Genomic DNA, 18021 nt, shown 5'->3' on the forward strand with positions numbered 1-18021 from the left:
TCACTTCCCCGCAGCCGCGAGCTCGGCGGCGCGCTCGGCCGCTCCGTCCATCGTGTCCACCCGCTGGACCAGCGGGTTGTTCGCTCCGTCGAGGATGGCACGGCCGGCCTCGGCGTTGTTGCCGTCGAGGCGGACCACGAGCGGCTTGGTGACCTGCTCGCCGCGTTCCGCGAGCAGCGCGAGGGCCTGGACGATGCCGTTGGCCACCGCGTCGCAGGCGGTGATGCCGCCGAAGACGTTGACGAACACGGACTTCACGGCCGGGTCGCCGAGCACGATCTCCAGACCGTTCGCCATCACCTGGGCGCTGGCGCCACCACCGATGTCGAGGAAGTTGGCGGGCTTCACGTTGCCGTGCTTCTCGCCCGCGTACGCCACCACGTCCAGAGTCGACATGACCAGGCCGGCGCCGTTGCCGATGATGCCGACCTCGCCGTCCAGCTTGACGTAGTTGAGGTTCTTCGCCTTGGCGGCCTGCTCCAGCGGGTCGACCGCGGACTTGTCCTCGAGCGCCTCGTGGTCGGGGTGCCGGAAGCCGGCGTTCTCGTCCAGCGTGACCTTGGCGTCCAGGGCCAGCACGCGGCCGTCGCCCACCTTGGCCAGCGGGTTGACCTCGACCAGCGTGGCGTCCTCGGCGACGAATGCCTGCCACAGCTTCACCGCGATGTCGACGACCTGGTCGGCGATGTCGGCCGGGAACTTGGCGGCGGTGACGATCTCGCGCGCCTTCGCCTCGTCCACGCCCTTGCTCGCGTCGATCGCGATCTTGGCGACCCGGTCCGGGTCCTCCTCGGCGACCGTCTCGATCTCCATACCACCGGCGACGCTGGCGATGCAGAGGAACGTACGGTTGGCCCGGTCCAGCAGGTAGGAGAAGTAGTACTCCTCCTTGATGTCGGCCGTCTCGGCCAGCATCACCTTGTGGACCGTGTGGCCCTTGATGTCCATGCCCAGGATGTCGGTGGCGCGAGCCTCCGCCTCGTCCGGGCCGTCGGCCAGCTTGACGCCGCCCGCCTTGCCTCGGCCTCCGACCTTCACCTGCGCCTTGACGACGACCTTGCCGCCCAGCCGCTCGGCGATCGCCCGGGCCTCCTGCGGGGTCTCGGCGACGCCGCCGCCCAGCACGGGCAGCCCGTGCCGTTCGAACAGGTCGCGCCCCTGATACTCGAACAGGTCCACGTGTCTCCTTTCGCTCGCGACGCCAAGCGCCGGCAAGCCGCACCGTTGCGTCCCGACCTGTGTGCGCGGCGCGTCGCAGCAGCAGCGCCGCCAGCGTGAGGATCGTCCGGCCATCCGCACGTCGCGAACAGGCCGTCACCCGCAGACTAGCGACCGTTTCGACCCCGGTGGCCGCGCGGGTGCACGGTGTGCAAGACCACACACCAGAGTGACGAAAACGCAGCTCCGAGCCGCTTGATGCGACTGCGCACTGTGTGCACACAGAGAATTCGCGGCGGGCCTGGCGGCGCTTTCACGAACGCCCCGTCCACACCATCCTCCCCACCGTCACACCACTTGAACCCTCGATGCTCGACACCCGTTTCGCACATCCCGCCCGTCGACGGCACGGCAGCGGTCGAAGAATTGGATCTTGGGAAGAAGATCAGATCCGCCAAAATGACGAAAAGAGTCACGCGATCGCGCGTAACCCGCCGGAGAAGGGCGTCGTTGAGTGTGGTGTCGGAGCGCTACGGCGCACCGCAAGGAAGCGGCCGATGCCCTGTCGGTCGAGGGGTGGCGGCGGGGCATCGCGCATAGAGAGGCCGGACGTGTGAGGGGTGCGTCCGGCCTCTCCCCTTGCCTGCCGCCGGATCCGGCGGCCGCGTGCTGTGGGATCGAATCAGGAGACCGGCGCTCCGACATTGGCGCGTACCCATTCGACGATGGACGCCGTCGTCGCACCCGGAGTGAATATGTTGGCTACGCCGAGTGATTTCAATTCGGTGATGTCGTCCTCCGGAATGATGCCGCCGCCGAATACCACGATGTCGGCCGCGTCACGTTCCGCCAACAGCTCCAGCACTCTCCGGAAGAGCGTCATGTGCGCCCCGGACAGGACCGAGAGGCCGATGGCGCCGGCATCCTCCTGAATGGCGGTCTCCACGATCTGCTCGGGCGTCTGGTGCAGCCCGGTGTAGACGACTTCCATGCCGGCGTCACGTAGTGCCCGCGCCACCACCTTGGCACCGCGGTCGTGCCCATCCAGCCCAGGCTTCGCGACGACGACCCTGATCCGTGCTTGCATGCTGACCCCTTCGGGCTCTCTCCGACCCCGGTGCCGGGCGTCGCCGTCCGGGTCGCCCCCGCGGTCACCTGAACGAACGGTAACCTGCGACGCCGGGCCGGGGTAGCACCGGGCGGAAGACCGCGGACGAGTTGAATAGTTCTCCCGGTCACATTACTTTGCGTTTTGACGACGATCACGTACGGTCGCGATAACAGCCACTGTAAAAGGTAACCAATTCGGACAATCGCTGATCAATGCTGACCAGGAACTGTCACGAAATTGGCGCTGCGACTTGTGACCCAGCAGCCGTTTCGTTACCGTGGCCCACGGCTGTCGCACAGGTTCCCCCACAGCGACGGCCCGGCCAACCACCGTTTACCGCTCAGTTGCGGGATCTGGCGGTGCCGCCGCAATGCCACCAACGGAGGGTTGTTCGTGCGCCAGCGCTTGTCGTCTGAGCCCGATCGCTATCGCGGCCGCCGCCGTGTACCTACCCCTCCCCGCAGCCGCTACGCCGTCGTCGTCACCTCTGCTTTCGTCGGCGCCGGCGTCGTCGCTCTCGGAGCGGCCTCCAATCTGCCGGACGCCAAGGCCGTCAGCCCGGATGTACTGAAGAGCCTCGAGACCTCCCAGGTCGCCGCGGACGCGCTGGACAAGCGCGCCAAGGAGGACACCCGCGCCTCCCGGAGCAACGACCGTGCCGCCAGCGCTGAGCTCGGCGCCGAGGCCGCCACGCAGGAGATCTACCTCCTGCCGCTCGACGACTACCAGTTCACCTCGCCGTACGGTGTGCGGTTCGGCAAGCTGCACGCCGGCATCGACCTGGCCGCGCCGGACGGGACGCCCTACAAGGCGATCCACGGGGGCAAGGTCACCAAGGCCGGTTACAACGGTGGCTACGGCTACTCGATCACGGTCCAGCAGGATGACGGCACTGAGATCATCTACGCCCACTCGCGGCGCCTGCTGGTGAAGACGGGCGACGTCGTCAAGGCCGGTCAGGTGATCGGCGAGGTGGGCAACACCGGGTACTCGTACGGGACGCACCTGCACCTCGAGATCCACGAGGACGGCACCCCGGTCGACCCGATCGTCTTCCTCAAGGCCCAGGGTGTCGACATCAAGCTCCAGATCGAGTCGGTGTATGCCGGGATCGCGGCGGCCGAAGCCGCTTCTTAACCCCTTTCCGGGCGCAATCGGGTCAAACCACTCGGTTGCATGTTGGTAGAACCCCATCGCCATAGGTCAACGAACCGGTGTCCGGGGCCGACAGGAACGTGACAGCAATCGTCACGTAAGTCGGGAGGACACACCGCGTGGGGCAGCATTCGACATCAGGCCGGGGCGGCCGGCACCGCCAGGAGTTGCTGCACCGTCATCGTGGCCCCGCTTTCCCCGCACTCTTCGCCACCCGTTCCCGGTCAGCCATCTCGGTCACCGCGCTGAGCGCGACGCTTGCCGCCGGGATCGGCGCGGCCGGCGTCTCGGCGACGGCGGCCCCGATCGGCGGCGCGGAGAACTCACCCACCGAGCACGTCACCGCCGCGCATCCCACGGCCGCGCTGCCCATCGTCCCGCCGGCCGGTGACGAGGCCCCGGGCAAGGAGTTCCGCGACGGGACCGACACCGAGGACGACTCGGTCGCGCCGGCCGTGTCCACGGCTCAGCGGAAGGCCCGCCCGGTCCCGGTCGCGAAGTGGGTGCACCCGCTCTCCGCCGCCGAGGTCACCTCGTGCTTCGGGCAGCGCTGGGGCCGCCTGCACGCCGGCGTGGACCTCGCCGCCCCGCACGGCGCGCCGATCGTCGCGGCCGGTGCCGGTGTGGTGGTCTCCGCGGGCGTCAACGGCGGCTACGGCAGCGCGATCCTGATCGACCACGGCAACGGGTACCTCACCCACTACGGGCACCTCTCCGCGATCCACGTCGCGGCGGGCCAGACCGTCAAGGCCGGTGAGCTGGTCGGCGACGAAGGCTCGACCGGGCACTCGACCGGGCCCCACCTGCACTTCGAGGTGCACCAGGGCCACTTCCAGAACCCGCTCGAGCCGACCGCGTGGATGCGCGAGCACGGAGTCGCGATCCCCGGCTGCGCCGAGTAGTCAGATCCATCGGCGCGTGCCGCAGCACGATCACCTGCTCACCGGCGGGCGAGTAGTCAGATCTTCTCGATCGGCGCGTGCCGCAGCACCAGCCACATCACCTGGTCACCGAAGTCGATCTGGGCCCGGGTGCCCGGACCGTGGCCCTCCACGGCGAGCACCCGGCCCAACCCGTACCTCTGGTGGTTGACCCGGTCCCCGGGATCGACCTTCGGTCCCTGCTTCAGCTCGCTCGCGGTGGCCAGCTTGCTGCCGTCGATGCCCAGGCGCTCGGCGATCCGCTGCGCCTTCGGCGTACCCCCGGCGAAGCCGCCGCCACGCTGGCGGTCTCCCCCACCGCGGCCGCCCACGCCGCCGCCCGTCCCCGACCAGGACGTGTACGACCCACCGGTCCGCTCCCACCGCACCAGCTCCGCCGGCAGCTCGTCGGTGAAACGTGACGGCGGGTTGTACTGCGGCTGACCCCACGCCGACCGGGTGACCGCCCGGGAGAGGTAGAGGCGCTGCCGGGCGCGGGTAATCCCCACATACGCCAGCCGGCGCTCCTCCTCCAGCTCGGTGTTGTCGCCGAGTGCCCGCATGTGCGGGAAGACCCCGTCCTCCAGCCCGGTCAGGAAGACCACCGGGAACTCCAGGCCTTTCGCGGTGTGCAGGGTCATCAGCGTGACCACGCCCTGGTGCTCCGGGTCGTCGCTGGGAATCTGATCAGCATCGGCCACGAGCGCCACCTGCTCCAGGAAGCCGGCCAGCGTCGCGGCCGGCTCCTCCCCCTCCTCGGCCTGGGCCTCGACCCGCTCGGTGTACTCCCGCGCGACGCTCACCAGCTCCTGGAGGTTCTCCACGCGGCCCTGGTCTTGCGGGTCGAGGCTCTCCTCCAGCTCGCTGAGCAGGCCGGAGCGCTGGAGAACCGCCTCCAGCACCTCCTCCGGCGGGGCGGTCCGGGACAGGTCGCGCACGTCGTCGAGGAGCTGCACGAAGTCACCGATGCTGTTGACCGCACGGGTGGAGATGCCCGGCGCGTCCTTGGCGTGACGCAGCGCCTGGCCGAACGAGATCCGGTCCCGGCTCGACAGCGCCTCGATGCAGGCCTCGGCACGGTCGCCGATGCCCCGTTTCGGCGTGTTGAGAACCCGCCGGATGCTCACCGTGTCGTCGTCGTTCACGATCGCCCGCAGGTACGCCAGCGCGTCCCGGACCTCCTTGCGCTCGTAGAAGCGCACCCCGCCGACCACCTTGTACGGCAGCCCGACACGGATGAACACCTCCTCGAAGACACGGGACTGCGCGTTGGTCCGGTAGAAGACCGCCACATCGCCGGGGCGCACCTCGTGGTTGTCGCTCAGCCGGTCGATCTCCCGGGCCACCCAGTCGGCCTCGGCGTGCTCGGTGTCCGCGACGTAGCCGACGATCTGCTCGCCGGCGCCCTGGTCGCTCCAGAGCCGTTTCGGCTTGCGGGAGGTGTTGCGGTCGATCACCGCGTTGGCGGCGGTGAGGATGGTCTGGGTGGAGCGGTAGTTCTGCTCCAGCAGGATGGTCCGCGCGTCCGGGTAGTCGCGCTCGAACTCCAGGATGTTGCGGATGGTCGCGCCGCGGAACGCGTAGATCGACTGGTCCGCGTCACCGACCACGCACAGCTCCGCGGGATCCTCCAGCCCGACCAGCTCGCGCACCAGCGTGTACTGCGCGTGGTTGGTGTCCTGGTACTCATCGACCAGCACGTGCCGGAACCGTCGCCGATACACCTCCGCCACGTGCGGATGCGACTGGAAGAGGTGCACCGTGGCCATGATGATGTCGTCGAAGTCGAGCGCGTGCGCCTCGCGCAGCCGCCGCTGGTACAGCTCGTAGGCCTCGGCGACGGCCCGCTCGTTGGGCCCCTTGGCCTTCTGCTTGAAATCATCCGGCTCGACCAGCTCGTTCTTCAGGTTCGACACCTGGGCGGCGAGTCCACGAGCCGTGTACCTCTTCGGGTCCAGATCGAGCTCGCGGGCGACCATCTGCATCAACCGGCGTGAGTCGTCCGCGTCGTAGATCGAGAACGTGCTCTTCAGCCCGGCGTGCTCGTGCTCGGCCCGCAGGATCCGCACGCACGCGGAGTGGAAGGTCGACACCCACATCAGCCGGGCACGCGGACCGACCAGATGGGCCACCCGCTCCTTCATCTCCCCGGCGGCCTTGTTGGTGAAGGTGATCGCGATGATCTGACCGGGGTGCACATCCCGCTCGGCGAGCAGATAGGCGATCCGATGGGTCAGCACCCGGGTCTTGCCCGAGCCGGCACCGGCCACGATGAGCAAGGGGGACCCGGAGTGGGTCACCGCGTCCCGCTGAGGGCCGTTCAGGCCGGTGAGCAGGGACTCCGGGTCCAGCCGCCGGGGTGCTGGCCGGGGCGCCTCCGGAGCCCGCACCGCGGGCAGGGAGAACAGGGCTTCGGAAGGTTCTGAGGTAGGTCGCATCGCGGGAGCCAGTGTATGCCGACCCACCGACAGAAAATCCGCCGCCGAGGGGCGCGGACATCGGCACTGAGCAATCGATTTGTCACCTCGAAGTGGTGGCGCCGCGTCAACTGATCCACGAGGCTGTGCGAGTCGGCTAGAAAAGCACTCCGATCGGGGGATCGAAACCATGCCTCTTCCCCAGCGCCGGGGCCGGGCCATCCTCACCGCCGCGCTCCTGGCCGCCACCGGAGCCGTCGCGGCGATCCCGGCCGCGCAGACCGCGGCAGCGGCACCGCCGCCGGAGTTCAACCCGGTGTCGGCCGCCTACGATGCGCCGAAGGGTGCCACCGTCAAGGGCCAGTTCCTGAGCTACAACGACTTCCACGGTGCGATCGACCCACCGACCGGCAGCGGTGCGGTGGTCAACGCCGGCGGGACGAGCACGCCGGCCGGTGGCGTGGAGTACCTGGCGACGTACCTCAAGAAGCTGCGTGCCGAGGCCACGGCCGAGGGACGCCAGACGATCACCGCCGGGGCCGGTGACCTGATCGGCGGCACTCCGCTGGTCAGCGCGGCGTTCCACGACGAGCCGACGATCGAGTTGATGAACGAGATCGGGCTCCAGGTCAGCTCGGTCGGCAACCACGAGTTCGACGAGGGTGTCGACGAGCTGATCCGCATTCAGCGCGGCGGCTGCCACCCGGTCGACGGCTGTCAGGACGGCGACGGCTTCGGGGGCGCCGACTTCACGTACCTCGCGGCGAACACGATCGACAAGAGGACCGGGCTGCCGATCCTGCCGCCGATCGACATCAAGTACGTCGGCGGCGTACCGGTCGGCTTCATCGGCATGACTCTGGAGGGCACGCCGTCCATCGTCAATCCGGCCGGTATCCGGAACGTGCGCTTCACCGACGAGATCGAGACCGCCAACAAGTGGAGCAACCTGCTCACCCTCTTCGGGGTCAAGGCGCAGGTGCTGCTGCTGCACGAGGGCGGTTCGCAGGGTTCGGCCACCCCGACGCCCGGGGTGTCGGACTGCACCAACTTCACCGGTCCGGTGGTGCCGATCGTGGCCGGCCTCAACCCGGCGATCAGCATCGTCATCTCCGGGCACACGCACCGCTTCTACTCGTGCAAGCTGCCGAACAGCAAGGGCGCCGACACGATCGTCACCAGCGCCGGCAGCAACGGCCAGTTGATCACCGACATCGACTACACCCTCGATCGGCGCACCGGCAGGTTCACCGGGATCACGGCGAAGAACGTCATCGTGGAGAACGGGGTGCCGGACGGTAAAGGCGGCTGGCTGAGGGACGCCAGCGGCGCGTTCCTGAAGAACCCGGACACCGTCGACGCGGCCGCGAAGAAGGTGGCGGACAAGTACCGCGCTGCGGTCGCCCCGATCGCCAACGAGGTGGTCGGCAGCATCAGCGCCGACATCCTCCGTGCCGCCAACGCGGCCGGGGAGAGCCCGCTCGGTGACGTGATCGCCGACGCGCAGCTCGCGTACACCCGGAGCGCCGGCGCGCAGATCGCCCTGATGAACCCGGGTGGCATCCGCGCCGATCTGGACGCCGACCAGTCGTCCGGTGGCGAGGCGTTCGGCCAGGTGACGTACGGCGAGGCGTTCACCGTCCAGCCGTTCAACAACCTGGTGGTCACTCAGACGCTCACCGGTACGCAGCTCAAGAACGTGCTGGAGCAGCAGTTCGTCGGATTCGCCGGGCAGACCACCCAGCGGATCCTTCAGGTGTCGGCGGGCCTGACCTACACCTGGTCGGCGTCGGCCGCACCGGGCTCGAAGGTCAGCAACCTGGCGCTGAACGGCACGCCGATCGACCCGGCCGCCAACTACCTCGTCACGACGAACGACTTCCTGGCCAACGGCGGAGACGGCTTCACCAACCTGACCCAGGGCACCGGACGGGTCACCGCGCCGGGCTTCGACGTGGACGCGCTTGTCGCGTACCTCGCCACCGGCCCGATCGCGCCCGGACCGGCCAACCGCATCACCACAACGCCGTAAACATCCCACGCTTCGGGCGGTTTCCTTGCGGGACCGTCCGAAGCGGGGGCATACTCGGCTCGTGATCCAGCAGGCGCGATTTTTTTACTACGGCACCGGAAGCTCGGCAGCCGTAGGTCGCTCCTGAACGACAGACCTACATCAAGCCCCGGGCTTCCCAGCCCGGGGCTTGATGCTGCCCGGGCCGGGTCGTCGACCGGGGCGCGAGCACCCGAGGAGCAGGACATGACCGCCGATGTGATGGACCAGGCAACCGGCGCGGGCAAAGAACCGGCTGCCGAGCGGATCCGCGAGATGCGCGAGCGGATCAACGAGATCGATCAGGCCATCATCGATCTCTGGCTGGAGCGCGCGAGCCTCTCGCAGGAGGTCGGCAAGACCCGCATGGCCAGCGGTGGGACACGCCTGGTCCTGGCCCGCGAGCGGGAGATCGTCGAGCGTTTCCGCGCCGCTCTCGGCCCGGACGGCACGCAGGTCGCCCTGCTGCTGCTCCGTTCCGGCCGCGGGCCGCTCTGACCGGAGGCTCATCGCCGGTCGCCGGACCGGTCAGGCGGGAAACGGCCCCCGGAAACAGCGCTGCCGGGCCCGAAACGGGCCCGGCCAGGCGCGATCTGATCAGTGGTTGCCGCGGAAGTCGTGACCGTCGTTGCCACGGAAGTCATGACCGTCGCCGCGGAAGTGGCGGTCGTGGCCGCGGAAGTCGTGCCGGTCGTGGCCGCGGAAGTGACGGAACCGGTCGCGCTCCACCTTGAGGACCCACGCACCGCGGCGGAACCCGAAGCGCATCGGGTTGCACTCGTACTCGTCCCACTTGCCGGCCCAGTCTCCGATCCGGCCGGCCCGCTCACAGGCCCGGTAGGTCCGGAAGAAGCCGGCCACCCGCTCGCGGCCGAAGTCCTGCTGGACCTGGCTCTTGGTGGGCTTCTTCACCGTCGTGCCGCTGCTGTCGGCCGCGAGGGCCGGCGCGCCGACCGAAGCACCGGCCAGCAAGCCGAGGCCCGCCATGGTCAGCGTCCGCATCACCTTGTTCATCGTCTTTCCCCATTCCTCGGTGTTGTTCCCTCCGTGGTTAAGACGATGACAGATCGGACAAATCACTCTAAGCACCTATACAGGTACTTTCGGTCAGATACCAATGATCTACTGGCCGAATCGGGTGCCGAATGATCCATTTCCGGGTGCGCCGCGATGCCCGGCCGCTCCGGACCCTCGTTGGGCAGGATGCGGCGCATCCCGCCCATCAAAAAAGGCCGGGAGATCGTTGATCTCCCGGCCTTTTTCGCAGTGTCAGTGCCCGTGCACGACGTCGCGGATCTCCGCGAAGTGGCACGCGCTCGGGTGCGGCGACCGCTCCCGCAACTGCAGGACCGGGTCCTTCTCGGCGCAGACACTCTGCGCCTTCCAGCACCGGGTACGGAACCGGCAGCCGGACGGCGGGTTGGCCGGCGACGGCACGTCACCTTCCAGGACGATCTGGTCGCGGTGGCCACGCAGGCGCGGGTCCGGGACCGGTACGGCCGACAGCAGCGCCTGGGTGTACGGGTGCGTCGGCTGGTCGTAGATCTCCGTGTCGTACCCCTGCTCGACGATCCGGCCGAGGTACATCACGGCGACCCGGTCGGAGATGTGCCGAACCACCGACAGGTCGTGCGCGATGAAGATGTACGACAGACCGAACTCGTCCTGCAGCCGCTCCAGCAGGTTGATGACCTGCGCCTGGATCGACACGTCGAGCGCGGACACCGGCTCGTCGCAGACGATGATCTCCGGCTTGAGCGCCAGGGCCCGGGCGATGCCGATGCGCTGCCGCTGGCCGCCGGAGAACTGGTGCGGGTACCGGTTGATGTGGTCCGGGTTGAGACCCACCGTGTCCAGCAGGTCCTGCACCGCACGCTCGCGTCCCTTGCGCGGGACGACCTCCGGGTGGATCTCGAACGGCTCGCCGATGATGTCGCCGACCGTCATCCGCGGGTTGAGCGAGGTGTACGGGTCCTGCAGCACCATCTGGATGTTGCGGCGGGCCCGGCGCAGCTCGTTGCCCTTGAGCCGGACCATGTCCTGCCCACGCACCATGATCGAGCCCGAGGTCGGCTTCTCCAAGCCGACCAGCAGTTTCGCCAGGGTGGACTTGCCGCAGCCGGACTCGCCGACCACGCCGAGGGTCTCACCGCGGCGCAGCTGGAGGTCGACGCCGTCGACCGCCTGAACCGCACCGACCTTGGTCTTGAAGACGATGCCCTGGTTGATCGGGAAGTGCTTGACGAGACTCTTGGTCTCCAGGACGACGTCAGTCACCGAGGACCTCCCGGAAGAAGTGGCAACGGGCGGTACGGTGCGGCGCCACGGCGTACGCCGGGGGCGCCGGATCCTGGCGGCAGGGATCCTTCGCGTACCGGCACCGGGGGTTGAACGCGCAACCGCGCGGAACGTCGGTGAGCGCCGGCGGCAGGCCGCGGATGACGTTGAGCTGCTGGCCCTTCATGTCGAGCCGCGGGATCGACTCGAGCAGCGCCCGGGTGTACGGGTGAGCCGGCCGCGAGTAGATGTCGTAGACAGCGGCCTCCTCGACGACCTTGCCCGCGTACATCACGGAGATCCGGTCGGCGACGTCCGCGACCACGCCCATGTCGTGCGTGATCAGGATGAGGCCCATGTTGCGCTGCTGCTGCAACTCCGCGAGCAGGCCCATGATCTGCGCCTGCACGGTGACGTCGAGCGCCGTGGTGGGCTCGTCGGCGATCAGCACCTCCGGGTCGAGCGCGAGCGCCATGGCGATCATGACGCGCTGGCGCATACCGCCGGAGAACTGGTGCGGGTAATCGCTGACCCGCGCCTTCGCGGCCGGGATCTTGACCTGGTCGAGCAGCTCCACCGCCTTCTTCTTCGCGTCCCCGCGGGACATGCCGCGGTGGATCCGGAACACCTCGGCGAGCTGGAAGCCGACCGTGTAGACCGGGTTCAGCGCGGAAAGCGCGTCCTGGAAGATCATGGCGATCCGGTTGGCCCGCACCTTGCGGCGCTGCTCCTCCGGCAGGGTTAGCAGGTCGATGCCGCGGTAGCGCACCTCGCCCTTGGTGATGAAGCCGGGCGGGCTGTCCAGGATGCCCATGATCGCCTGGGCGGTCACCGACTTGCCGCAGCCGGACTCGCCCAGGATGGCGAGGGTCTCGCCGGGGGAGAGCCAGAAGTTCGCGCCGTTGACGGCCTTGGCTACGCCGTACTGGGTGCGGAACTCGACGTGCAGGTCGGTGACCTCGAGGAGAGGTGCGCGCGGATCAACGCCGGGTAGGACGTCCATTTGCGCCTTGATATCAGTCACAGGGTCACCGCAACTTCGGGTCGAAGGCGTCGCGGATGGCGTCGCCCAACATGATGAAGGCCAGCACCGTGAGGCCGAGGAAGGTCGCGGGCCAGACCAGCGGGGCGGCCGCCACACGGGCGGTACCGGTGGCCTCGGAGATCGCGATACCCCAGCTGATGGCGTCGCCCTTGAGGCCGACACCGAGGAAGGACAGCGTCGCCTCGACGCCGATGTTGACACCCAGCAGGATCGTCAGCACGACGATGAAGGCGGCGATCGAGTTCGGCAGGATGTGCCGCAACATGAGGCGTCCGGGGCCGGCACCGAGCATCCGGCCGGCCGCGACGTAGTCCTGGTTCTTCGACGAGATCACCGCGGAGCGCATGACACGGGCTCCGGTGGTCCAGGTCAGCAGACCCAGGGTCAGGATCACCGCGATGAGACCGTCGTCGTTCGGGTCCGCGGAGAGCCGCGAGGACAGCACGATGCCGGCGAGCAGGAACGGGATCGCCAGCATGATGTCGATGAACCGGGACAGTACCGCGTCCACCGAGCCGCCGAAGAAGCCGGCGGACAGGCCGACGACCATGCCGATCACGCCGGCGATCGCGGTCGACACCATACCGACGATGATCGAGTTACGGGCGCCGTAGATGGTCTTGGCGTAGACGTCGCAGCCCTGGAAGTCGTACCCGAAGATCGCGCCGCCGCTGGGGCCGGCGAACTTGCGGCTGAGGGCACAGTCACGCGGGTCCGCCGAGGTGAACAGCGTCGGCCAGGCCGCCATCAGGAGAACCACGACCACCAGGACGATGGCCACCCAGAAGATCTTGCTTTTGCGCAGGTCGTTCCACGCGTCGCCGGCCAGGCTCCGGGGTTTGTCCTGCTTGCCACGACGCGGGCGCGGCTGCATCGACATCTGGTCCGGGGCTTCGGCGGCGGTCACCGAATTCAAGTCACTCATAGCGGATCCTGGGGTCGAGAGCGGCGTACAGAAGGTCGACGAGCAGGTTCACGATCAAGAAGATGATCACGAGGGCGCTCACGAAACCGACCACAAGCGGACCGTCCTCGGTCCGGATGCCGCGTGCGAGGTTGAAGCCCACACCGGGGATGTTGAAGACGCCTTCGGTCACGATGGCGCCGGCCATCAGGTTGCCGAGGTCGACACCGATCAGAGTGATCACCGGGATCAGCGAGTTGCGCAGCACGTGCACGGAGATGACCCGCCGGAACGCCAGGCCCTTCGCCTTCGCGGTGCGCACGTAGTCGGCCCGCAGGTTCTCGGCGACCGAGGTACGCGTGACACGCAACTGTGTCGCGAAGACCGAACTCGCCAGAACGAGCGCCGGCAACAGCAGAGCCCACATGCTCGGGTCAGCGCCGGAGGTCGGCGGGAACCAACCGAGCTGGATGCCGAAGAGCAGCTGAGCCAGCGGCGCGATCACGACGATCGGCATGGACAGCAGGATCAGAGTGAAGACGAGCGTGACGTTGTCGAAGGTGCCACCGCGGCGGATAGCGGACGCTACACCGGCCACGATCGCGATGACCGCCGCGATCACGGCTGCGAGCAGGGCAAGCCGGAAGGTGACCGGCCAGGCGGCCTCCAGCATGTCGCCGATCTGCCGCCCGGTCAGCGACTGACCGAAGTCGCCGGTGAGCATGCCCTTCATGTAGTGCCAGTACTGGGCGATGAAGGGCTCGTCCAGGTGATAACGCTCGGTCAGCGCCTGGCGCTGACTCTCAGTGATGGGCCGTTCGCCCGCCAACGCCTGGAGGGGGTCGTCCTGGTTGGCGAACATCAGCGCGAAAACGACGAAGGTGGCCCCGAAGAAGGTGAGCACCATCTGAAGTAAGCGCCGCACGATGTAGCGGAACATTCGGGTTTAGCCTCTTCCGCGGAAGAGCGCCGGCCTCGTGAGCACGGCGACGAGGGAAGTGGGATCAACAAAGCGGTGGCGCCACGGTCGCACAAATCCCGTGACGCCACCACCGTTCGAGCGGTTAAATCAGCCGACTACTTCGATCTTGTAGAGGTTCACCTTCTGGAACAGGTCGACCTCGACGTTGTTGACCTTCTCCGAGTAGCCGAACACGTTCTGTCCGTTACGGAGCGGGATCACCGGGAGGTCCTTGACGAGGATGTCCTCGGCCTCCTGCCACTTCTTGATGGCCTCCTCCGGCGTGGCGGCAGCAGAGCCCGCGGCGACCAGGTTGTCGAAGGCCGGGTTGCTGTACCCGTAGTAGTTGGAGCCACCGGTCGTGCTGTACAGCGGACCGAGGTAGTTCTCCATCAGCGGGTAGTCCATCAGCCAGCCGAGGCGGATGAGGCCGACCGGCTCCTTCTTCTCCACCTTGGTCAGCAGGTCGGCGAACTTCGGCTCACCCTGACCGGTGCAGTTGACGCCCAGCGAGGCCTTGATCTGGTTGCACGTGGCGTCGACCCAGGCCTTGTGGCCACCGTCGACGTTGTACGTGATCTTGATCTCGGCCGGGCCCTTGGCGGCCTCGTACATCGTCTTGGCCTCGGTGGGGTTGTACTCACAGGCCGCGCCGCAGGTGTTCGGGCGGTAGCCCGCCACCACGGGGGAGACGAAGGACGTCGCCGGGGTCTGCGAGCCCAGGAACACCTGGTCGGTGATCTCCTGGCGGTTGATCGCCATGGAGATCGCCTTCCGGACGTTCACGTCCGCGAACTCCTTCTGGAACGTCGGGAAACCGACGAACTGGAACGAGGAGTTCGGGCTCTTCTTGAAGCGGTCGCCCAGGTCGGCGGAGGCCTTCGCCAGGCTCTCGATCGGAATCTGGGTCTGCACGTCGACGTTGCCCGCCACCAGGTCCGCGTACTCCGCGGTGTCCTCCTGGTAGATCTTCCAGGTGATGCCGTCGATCTTCGGGACCTGGCCCTTGAAGTCGGCGACCTTCTCCACGACGATCTGCGCGTCGTGCTCCCACTTGCCCTTCATCTTGAAGGGGCCGTTGCCGACGATGGCGTCCTCGAAGCCCTCGGCGATGACGCCGTCACCGGAGAACGCGGCCTTCGGCAGCGGGTAGAAGACGGTGTAGCCGAGCACCGACTTGAAGCCGGCGAACGGTGCCGAAAGCTTGATCGTGAAGGTCGACTCGTCAACGACGGTCAGACCGGTCATCTTCTTGGCCTTGGGCTCGGGCGCCTTCTGCGGGCCCTCCTCGCCGTCCGGGTCCTTGGACTGCAGGTCAGCGAAGCCGTCGATCTTCTCGAAGAAGTACGAACCACCCTGGCCGTTCGGCCCATAGGCGCCGTAGTTCCAGGCGTCGACGTAGTTCTGCGCGACAACCGGCTCACCGTTGTGGAAGGTGAAGCCCGGCTTGAGCTTCACGGTCCAGGTGGTGTTGGTCTTGTCCGGCGTGATCGACTCCGCGGCGACCTCGACCGGCTGGTTCTGGGCGTCGAAGTCGACGAGCGGGTAGAACAGCGACGCGAGAACCTCGGCACCGTTCGACTCCGTCGTGTTCGACGGAATCAAGTGCTGGGGCTCGCCGATACCAATCGAAACCGTATTTGATGTAGCGGCCGAGTCATCGGACCCGCCACTACCGCAACCGGCGGCCAACAAGGCGATGGCGGTCGCACCGACCGCCATCTTCCATGGGCTTTTCCCAGGCATGGGAGTGCCTCCTTCAGGGGCGCTCACGAGGGGTTGTGTGAGTAGCTGCCACTGTGACACAGGGGCACGGAAACCGATGAGCGCCGTTATCAAGCCGATATTAGCCGTTTACGTCCCGGCGCCGACGCAAAGATCGTTCTTTCGGCAGATCTGACCGACCTGACCTGCGCGTATACCGTGGAGTGTCCGTTCGGGTACCCAACGCAGCCGTGCAGACTGATACGAAACTCGCTTGACGGACCCTAGACCAGGCGTCGGTCGGCGGCCCATCGTGACAGCTCGTAGCGGTTGCTCATCTGTAGTTTGCGAAGCACGTTCGAGACGTGCGTCTCCACTGTCTTGATCGAGATGAACAGCTCTTTCGCGATCTCCTTGTACGCGTACCCCCGGGCCAGCAGCCGCAGCACCTCGCGCTCGCGGTTGGTGAGCTGGTCCAGCTCCGGGTCGGCGACCGGCACGTCCGGCCGGGACGCGAACGCGTCCAGCACGAAGCCGGCCAGGCGCGGACTGAAGACCGCGTCGCCGTCGGCCACCCGCCGAACCGCCGCGGCCAGTTCGTCCGGCGAGATGGTCTTCGTGACGTACCCCCGGGCGCCGGCGCGGATCAGGCCGATCACGTCCTCGGCCGCGTCCGACACGGAGAGCGCGAGGAACTTGACCTGTGGATGACTGCGGCGGACCGACTCCAGGACCGCCCGTCCCCCGCCGTCCGGCATGTGCACGTCGAGCAGGACCACGTCGGGTTGCACCGCCGCGATCCGGCTGATCGCCTCGGCGACCGTGCTCGCCTCACCCACCACGTCGACGTGCACCCCGAGCTCGGCGCGCACGCCGGCGCGGAACATCGCATGGTCGTCGACCAGGAAGACGGTGAGCCGGCGGTCCTCCGGCTGTGCCACGGACTCGGTCATCGTGCCTGCTCCTTACCGGCGGTCACGCTCTCCCGCGAAACGGGAAGCATGAGCCGCACCTCCGTACCGTCACCGGGTGCACTGCGGATCTCGGCGCGCCCGCCATGTCTCTGCATGCGCCCGATGATCGATCCTCGTACGCCGTGCCGGGTCTCCGCCACGCCGCCGATCTCGAAGCCCGCACCGCGGTCCCGGACGAAGACGCTGAGCTCATCCTCCTCCACCTCGGCGTAGAGCGAAACAGTCTGGACCCCGGCGTGCCGGGCGGCGTTCACCAACGCCTCCCGCGCGGCGGCGACCAGCGCCATCACCCGCTCGTCGCACTGCGTGTCGCCGACCACCACCGTCTCCACGGTGATCGCGAAGGTGTCCTCGACCTCGGCGGCGGCCTGCTCCAGTGCGGCGGAGAAACGCTCGGTCGGCGACCCGGTGGGCCGGTAGAGCCAGTTGCGGAGGCTGCGCTCCTGCCCGCGGGCGAGCCGCTGCACCTCTTTGATGTCGGCCGAGTTGCGCTGGATCAGAGCCAGGGTGTGCAGCACCTGGTCGTGGATCATGGCGGCCAGCTCGGCCCGCTCCTGCTCCCGGATCCGGCCCTCACGCTCGGCGCGGAGCTGGCCGAACGTACGCCAGACCAGCGGCGCCACCACGACGCCGACGCCGAGCAGGCCGACGAACGCGAAGATCACGCCGTTGAAGACGGCGGCGAGCGACCCGGCCGGCGCGTACACCGCGACCACGCCGATGATGCCGACCGCGACCAGGATCCCGCCGCCGATGAAGCGGAAGACGAAGGACCGCCGATCGTTCTCGGACACGAAGGCGGCGAACCAGGGGGCCGAGGCGATGTTGTTGTCGGCGCCCTGGTCGCGGCGGCTCGGATCGGACTGGTGCCAGATCACGCCGGCACCCACCGCGATCACCGCGATCATCCAGCCCGCGGTGGTGGTCACCTGGTCGTCGAAGACCAGCGCCTGGAGCAGGACGACGCCGAGGCCGATCGCGGCGAACGGCATCAGCGCCGCGAAGTCGCGGCGGGCCGGTTCCTCATCGGCGCGGGCCTCCTGCGGGAGCACCGCCCAGTAGGCCGCGTAGAGCAGCAGGCCGAGGGCGTTGAAGCCGAGCAGCACGACGAGCGCGATACGCACCGCCAGCACCGGCAGGCCGAGATGGCGTGCCAGGCCGACCGCGACGCCCGCGACGATGCGGTGGTCGCGCGGCCGGTACAGCCGGCGTGGTTGCGGCGGGGCAGCGGTAGTCACGCTTCGATCGTCACATGTGGGACAAGCCGGGGCCACGGGTAACTTCCCCCGGAAACCAGGGCCAGGATCTCAGGGTGGCCTCAGGGTCGGCTCCGGAAGCGAGTGGG

At 68.0% G+C, this 18021-nt stretch carries 15 protein-coding genes; 4 read left to right on the forward strand and 11 right to left on the reverse strand.

The features are described 5' to 3' along the window. On the reverse strand, positions 1–1179 hold the full coding sequence (gene sucC / locus I4J89_RS17535; protein WP_196415046.1) for an ADP-forming succinate--CoA ligase subunit beta: 1179 nt from the start codon (positions 1177–1179) through the stop codon (positions 1–3). A 661-nt stretch (positions 1180–1840) separates the two neighbouring features. Next, positions 1841–2245, reverse strand: coding sequence for a coenzyme B12-dependent isobutyryl CoA mutase small subunit (icmB, locus tag I4J89_RS17540; RefSeq protein ID WP_196415047.1), 405 nt, complete (start codon positions 2243–2245; stop codon positions 1841–1843). A 417-nt stretch (positions 2246–2662) separates the two neighbouring features. Between icmB and I4J89_RS17545 the strand changes: the two genes are divergently transcribed. After that, positions 2663–3406 carry a M23 family metallopeptidase gene (locus I4J89_RS17545; RefSeq protein WP_196415048.1) on the forward strand — a complete coding sequence of 248 codons (744 nt, stop codon included), beginning with the start codon at positions 2663–2665 and terminating at the stop codon, positions 3404–3406. Between the two features lie 137 nt (positions 3407–3543). Then, positions 3544–4326, forward strand: coding sequence for a M23 family metallopeptidase (locus I4J89_RS17550; RefSeq protein WP_196415049.1), 783 nt, complete (start codon positions 3544–3546; stop codon positions 4324–4326). A 56-nt stretch (positions 4327–4382) separates the two neighbouring features. Here the strand turns inward: I4J89_RS17550 and pcrA are convergent, their stop codons facing one another. Further along, positions 4383–6782, reverse strand: a complete 2400-nt coding sequence (gene pcrA / locus I4J89_RS17555; protein ID WP_196415050.1) for a DNA helicase PcrA — start codon at positions 6780–6782, stop codon at positions 4383–4385. A 169-nt stretch (positions 6783–6951) separates the two neighbouring features. Between pcrA and I4J89_RS17560 the strand changes: the two genes are divergently transcribed. Together I4J89_RS17560 and I4J89_RS17565 are read left to right on the forward strand one after the other, a co-directional pair. Then, positions 6952–8793 (forward strand): bifunctional metallophosphatase/5'-nucleotidase, encoded by a 1842-nt coding sequence (locus tag I4J89_RS17560; RefSeq protein WP_196415051.1) that lies wholly within the window; start codon positions 6952–6954, stop codon positions 8791–8793. Between the two features lie 225 nt (positions 8794–9018). After that, on the forward strand, positions 9019–9309 hold the full coding sequence (locus tag I4J89_RS17565) for a chorismate mutase (protein WP_196415052.1): 291 nt from the start codon (positions 9019–9021) through the stop codon (positions 9307–9309). Positions 9310–9408: 99 nt separating this feature from the next. Here I4J89_RS17565 and I4J89_RS17570 read toward each other — a convergent pair whose 3' ends face one another. The 8 genes from I4J89_RS17570 to I4J89_RS17605 all read right to left on the reverse strand — a co-directional run bounded on the left by I4J89_RS17570 (position 9409) and on the right by I4J89_RS17605 (position 17914). Next, the gene (locus I4J89_RS17570; RefSeq protein WP_196415053.1) at positions 9409–9825 is read right to left on the reverse strand and encodes a hypothetical protein; all 417 of its coding nucleotides are present in this window, start codon (positions 9823–9825) and stop codon (positions 9409–9411) included. 255 nt (positions 9826–10080) lie between these two features. Continuing rightward, positions 10081–11088: an ABC transporter ATP-binding protein gene (locus I4J89_RS17575; protein WP_196415054.1), complete on the reverse strand. Its 1008-nt coding sequence runs from the start codon at positions 11086–11088 to the stop codon at positions 10081–10083. Next, entirely contained in the window at positions 11081–12091 is a 1011-nt protein-coding gene (locus I4J89_RS17580; RefSeq protein ID WP_196415055.1) for an ABC transporter ATP-binding protein, read from the reverse strand. The genes I4J89_RS17575 and I4J89_RS17580 overlap by 8 nt, the downstream gene beginning before the upstream one ends. 25 nt (positions 12092–12116) lie before the next feature. Beyond that, positions 12117–13058: an ABC transporter permease gene (locus I4J89_RS17585; RefSeq protein ID WP_196415056.1), complete on the reverse strand. Its 942-nt coding sequence runs from the start codon at positions 13056–13058 to the stop codon at positions 12117–12119. Beyond that, on the reverse strand, positions 13051–13977 hold the full coding sequence (locus tag I4J89_RS17590; protein WP_196415057.1) for an ABC transporter permease: 927 nt from the start codon (positions 13975–13977) through the stop codon (positions 13051–13053). The genes I4J89_RS17585 and I4J89_RS17590 overlap by 8 nt, the downstream gene beginning before the upstream one ends. 129 nt (positions 13978–14106) lie before the next feature. Next, complete coding sequence (locus I4J89_RS17595; RefSeq protein ID WP_196415058.1) at positions 14107–15744, reverse strand: peptide ABC transporter substrate-binding protein; 1638 nt, start codon at positions 15742–15744, stop codon at positions 14107–14109. A 242-nt stretch (positions 15745–15986) separates the two neighbouring features. After that, entirely contained in the window at positions 15987–16655 is a 669-nt protein-coding gene (locus I4J89_RS17600) for a response regulator (protein ID WP_196415059.1), read from the reverse strand. Further along, positions 16652–17914 (reverse strand): ATP-binding protein, encoded by a 1263-nt coding sequence (locus I4J89_RS17605; RefSeq protein WP_196415060.1) that lies wholly within the window; start codon positions 17912–17914, stop codon positions 16652–16654. Before I4J89_RS17605 ends, I4J89_RS17600 begins: the two co-directional genes overlap by 4 nt. Positions 17915–18021: the final 107 nt, after the last annotated feature.

The sequence above is a fragment of the Actinoplanes aureus genome (assembly GCF_015704865.1).
Classification (GTDB): domain Bacteria; phylum Actinomycetota; class Actinomycetes; order Mycobacteriales; family Micromonosporaceae; genus Actinoplanes; species Actinoplanes aureus.

What these genes read in the sequence shown, in the direction of transcription:
- I4J89_RS17600 (WP_196415059.1), bottom strand. Translation starts at nt 16,655, where the DNA reads ATGACCGAGTCCGTGGCACAGCCGGAGGACCGCCGGCTCACCGTCTTC.
- pcrA (WP_196415050.1), bottom strand. Translation starts at nt 6,782, where the DNA reads ATGCGACCTACCTCAGAACCTTCCGAAGCCCTGTTCTCCCTGCCCGCG.
- I4J89_RS17595 (WP_196415058.1), bottom strand. Translation starts at nt 15,744, where the DNA reads ATGCCTGGGAAAAGCCCATGGAAGATGGCGGTCGGTGCGACCGCCATC.
- I4J89_RS17585 (WP_196415056.1), bottom strand. Translation starts at nt 13,058, where the DNA reads ATGAGTGACTTGAATTCGGTGACCGCCGCCGAAGCCCCGGACCAGATG.
- icmB (WP_196415047.1), bottom strand. Translation starts at nt 2,245, where the DNA reads ATGCAAGCACGGATCAGGGTCGTCGTCGCGAAGCCTGGGCTGGATGGG.
- I4J89_RS17580 (WP_196415055.1), bottom strand. Translation starts at nt 12,091, where the DNA reads ATGGACGTCCTACCCGGCGTTGATCCGCGCGCACCTCTCCTCGAGGTC.
- I4J89_RS17590 (WP_196415057.1), bottom strand. Translation starts at nt 13,977, where the DNA reads ATGTTCCGCTACATCGTGCGGCGCTTACTTCAGATGGTGCTCACCTTC.
- I4J89_RS17565 (WP_196415052.1), top strand. Translation starts at nt 9,019, where the DNA reads ATGACCGCCGATGTGATGGACCAGGCAACCGGCGCGGGCAAAGAACCG.
- I4J89_RS17570 (WP_196415053.1), bottom strand. Translation starts at nt 9,825, where the DNA reads ATGAACAAGGTGATGCGGACGCTGACCATGGCGGGCCTCGGCTTGCTG.
- I4J89_RS17560 (WP_196415051.1), top strand. Translation starts at nt 6,952, where the DNA reads ATGCCTCTTCCCCAGCGCCGGGGCCGGGCCATCCTCACCGCCGCGCTC.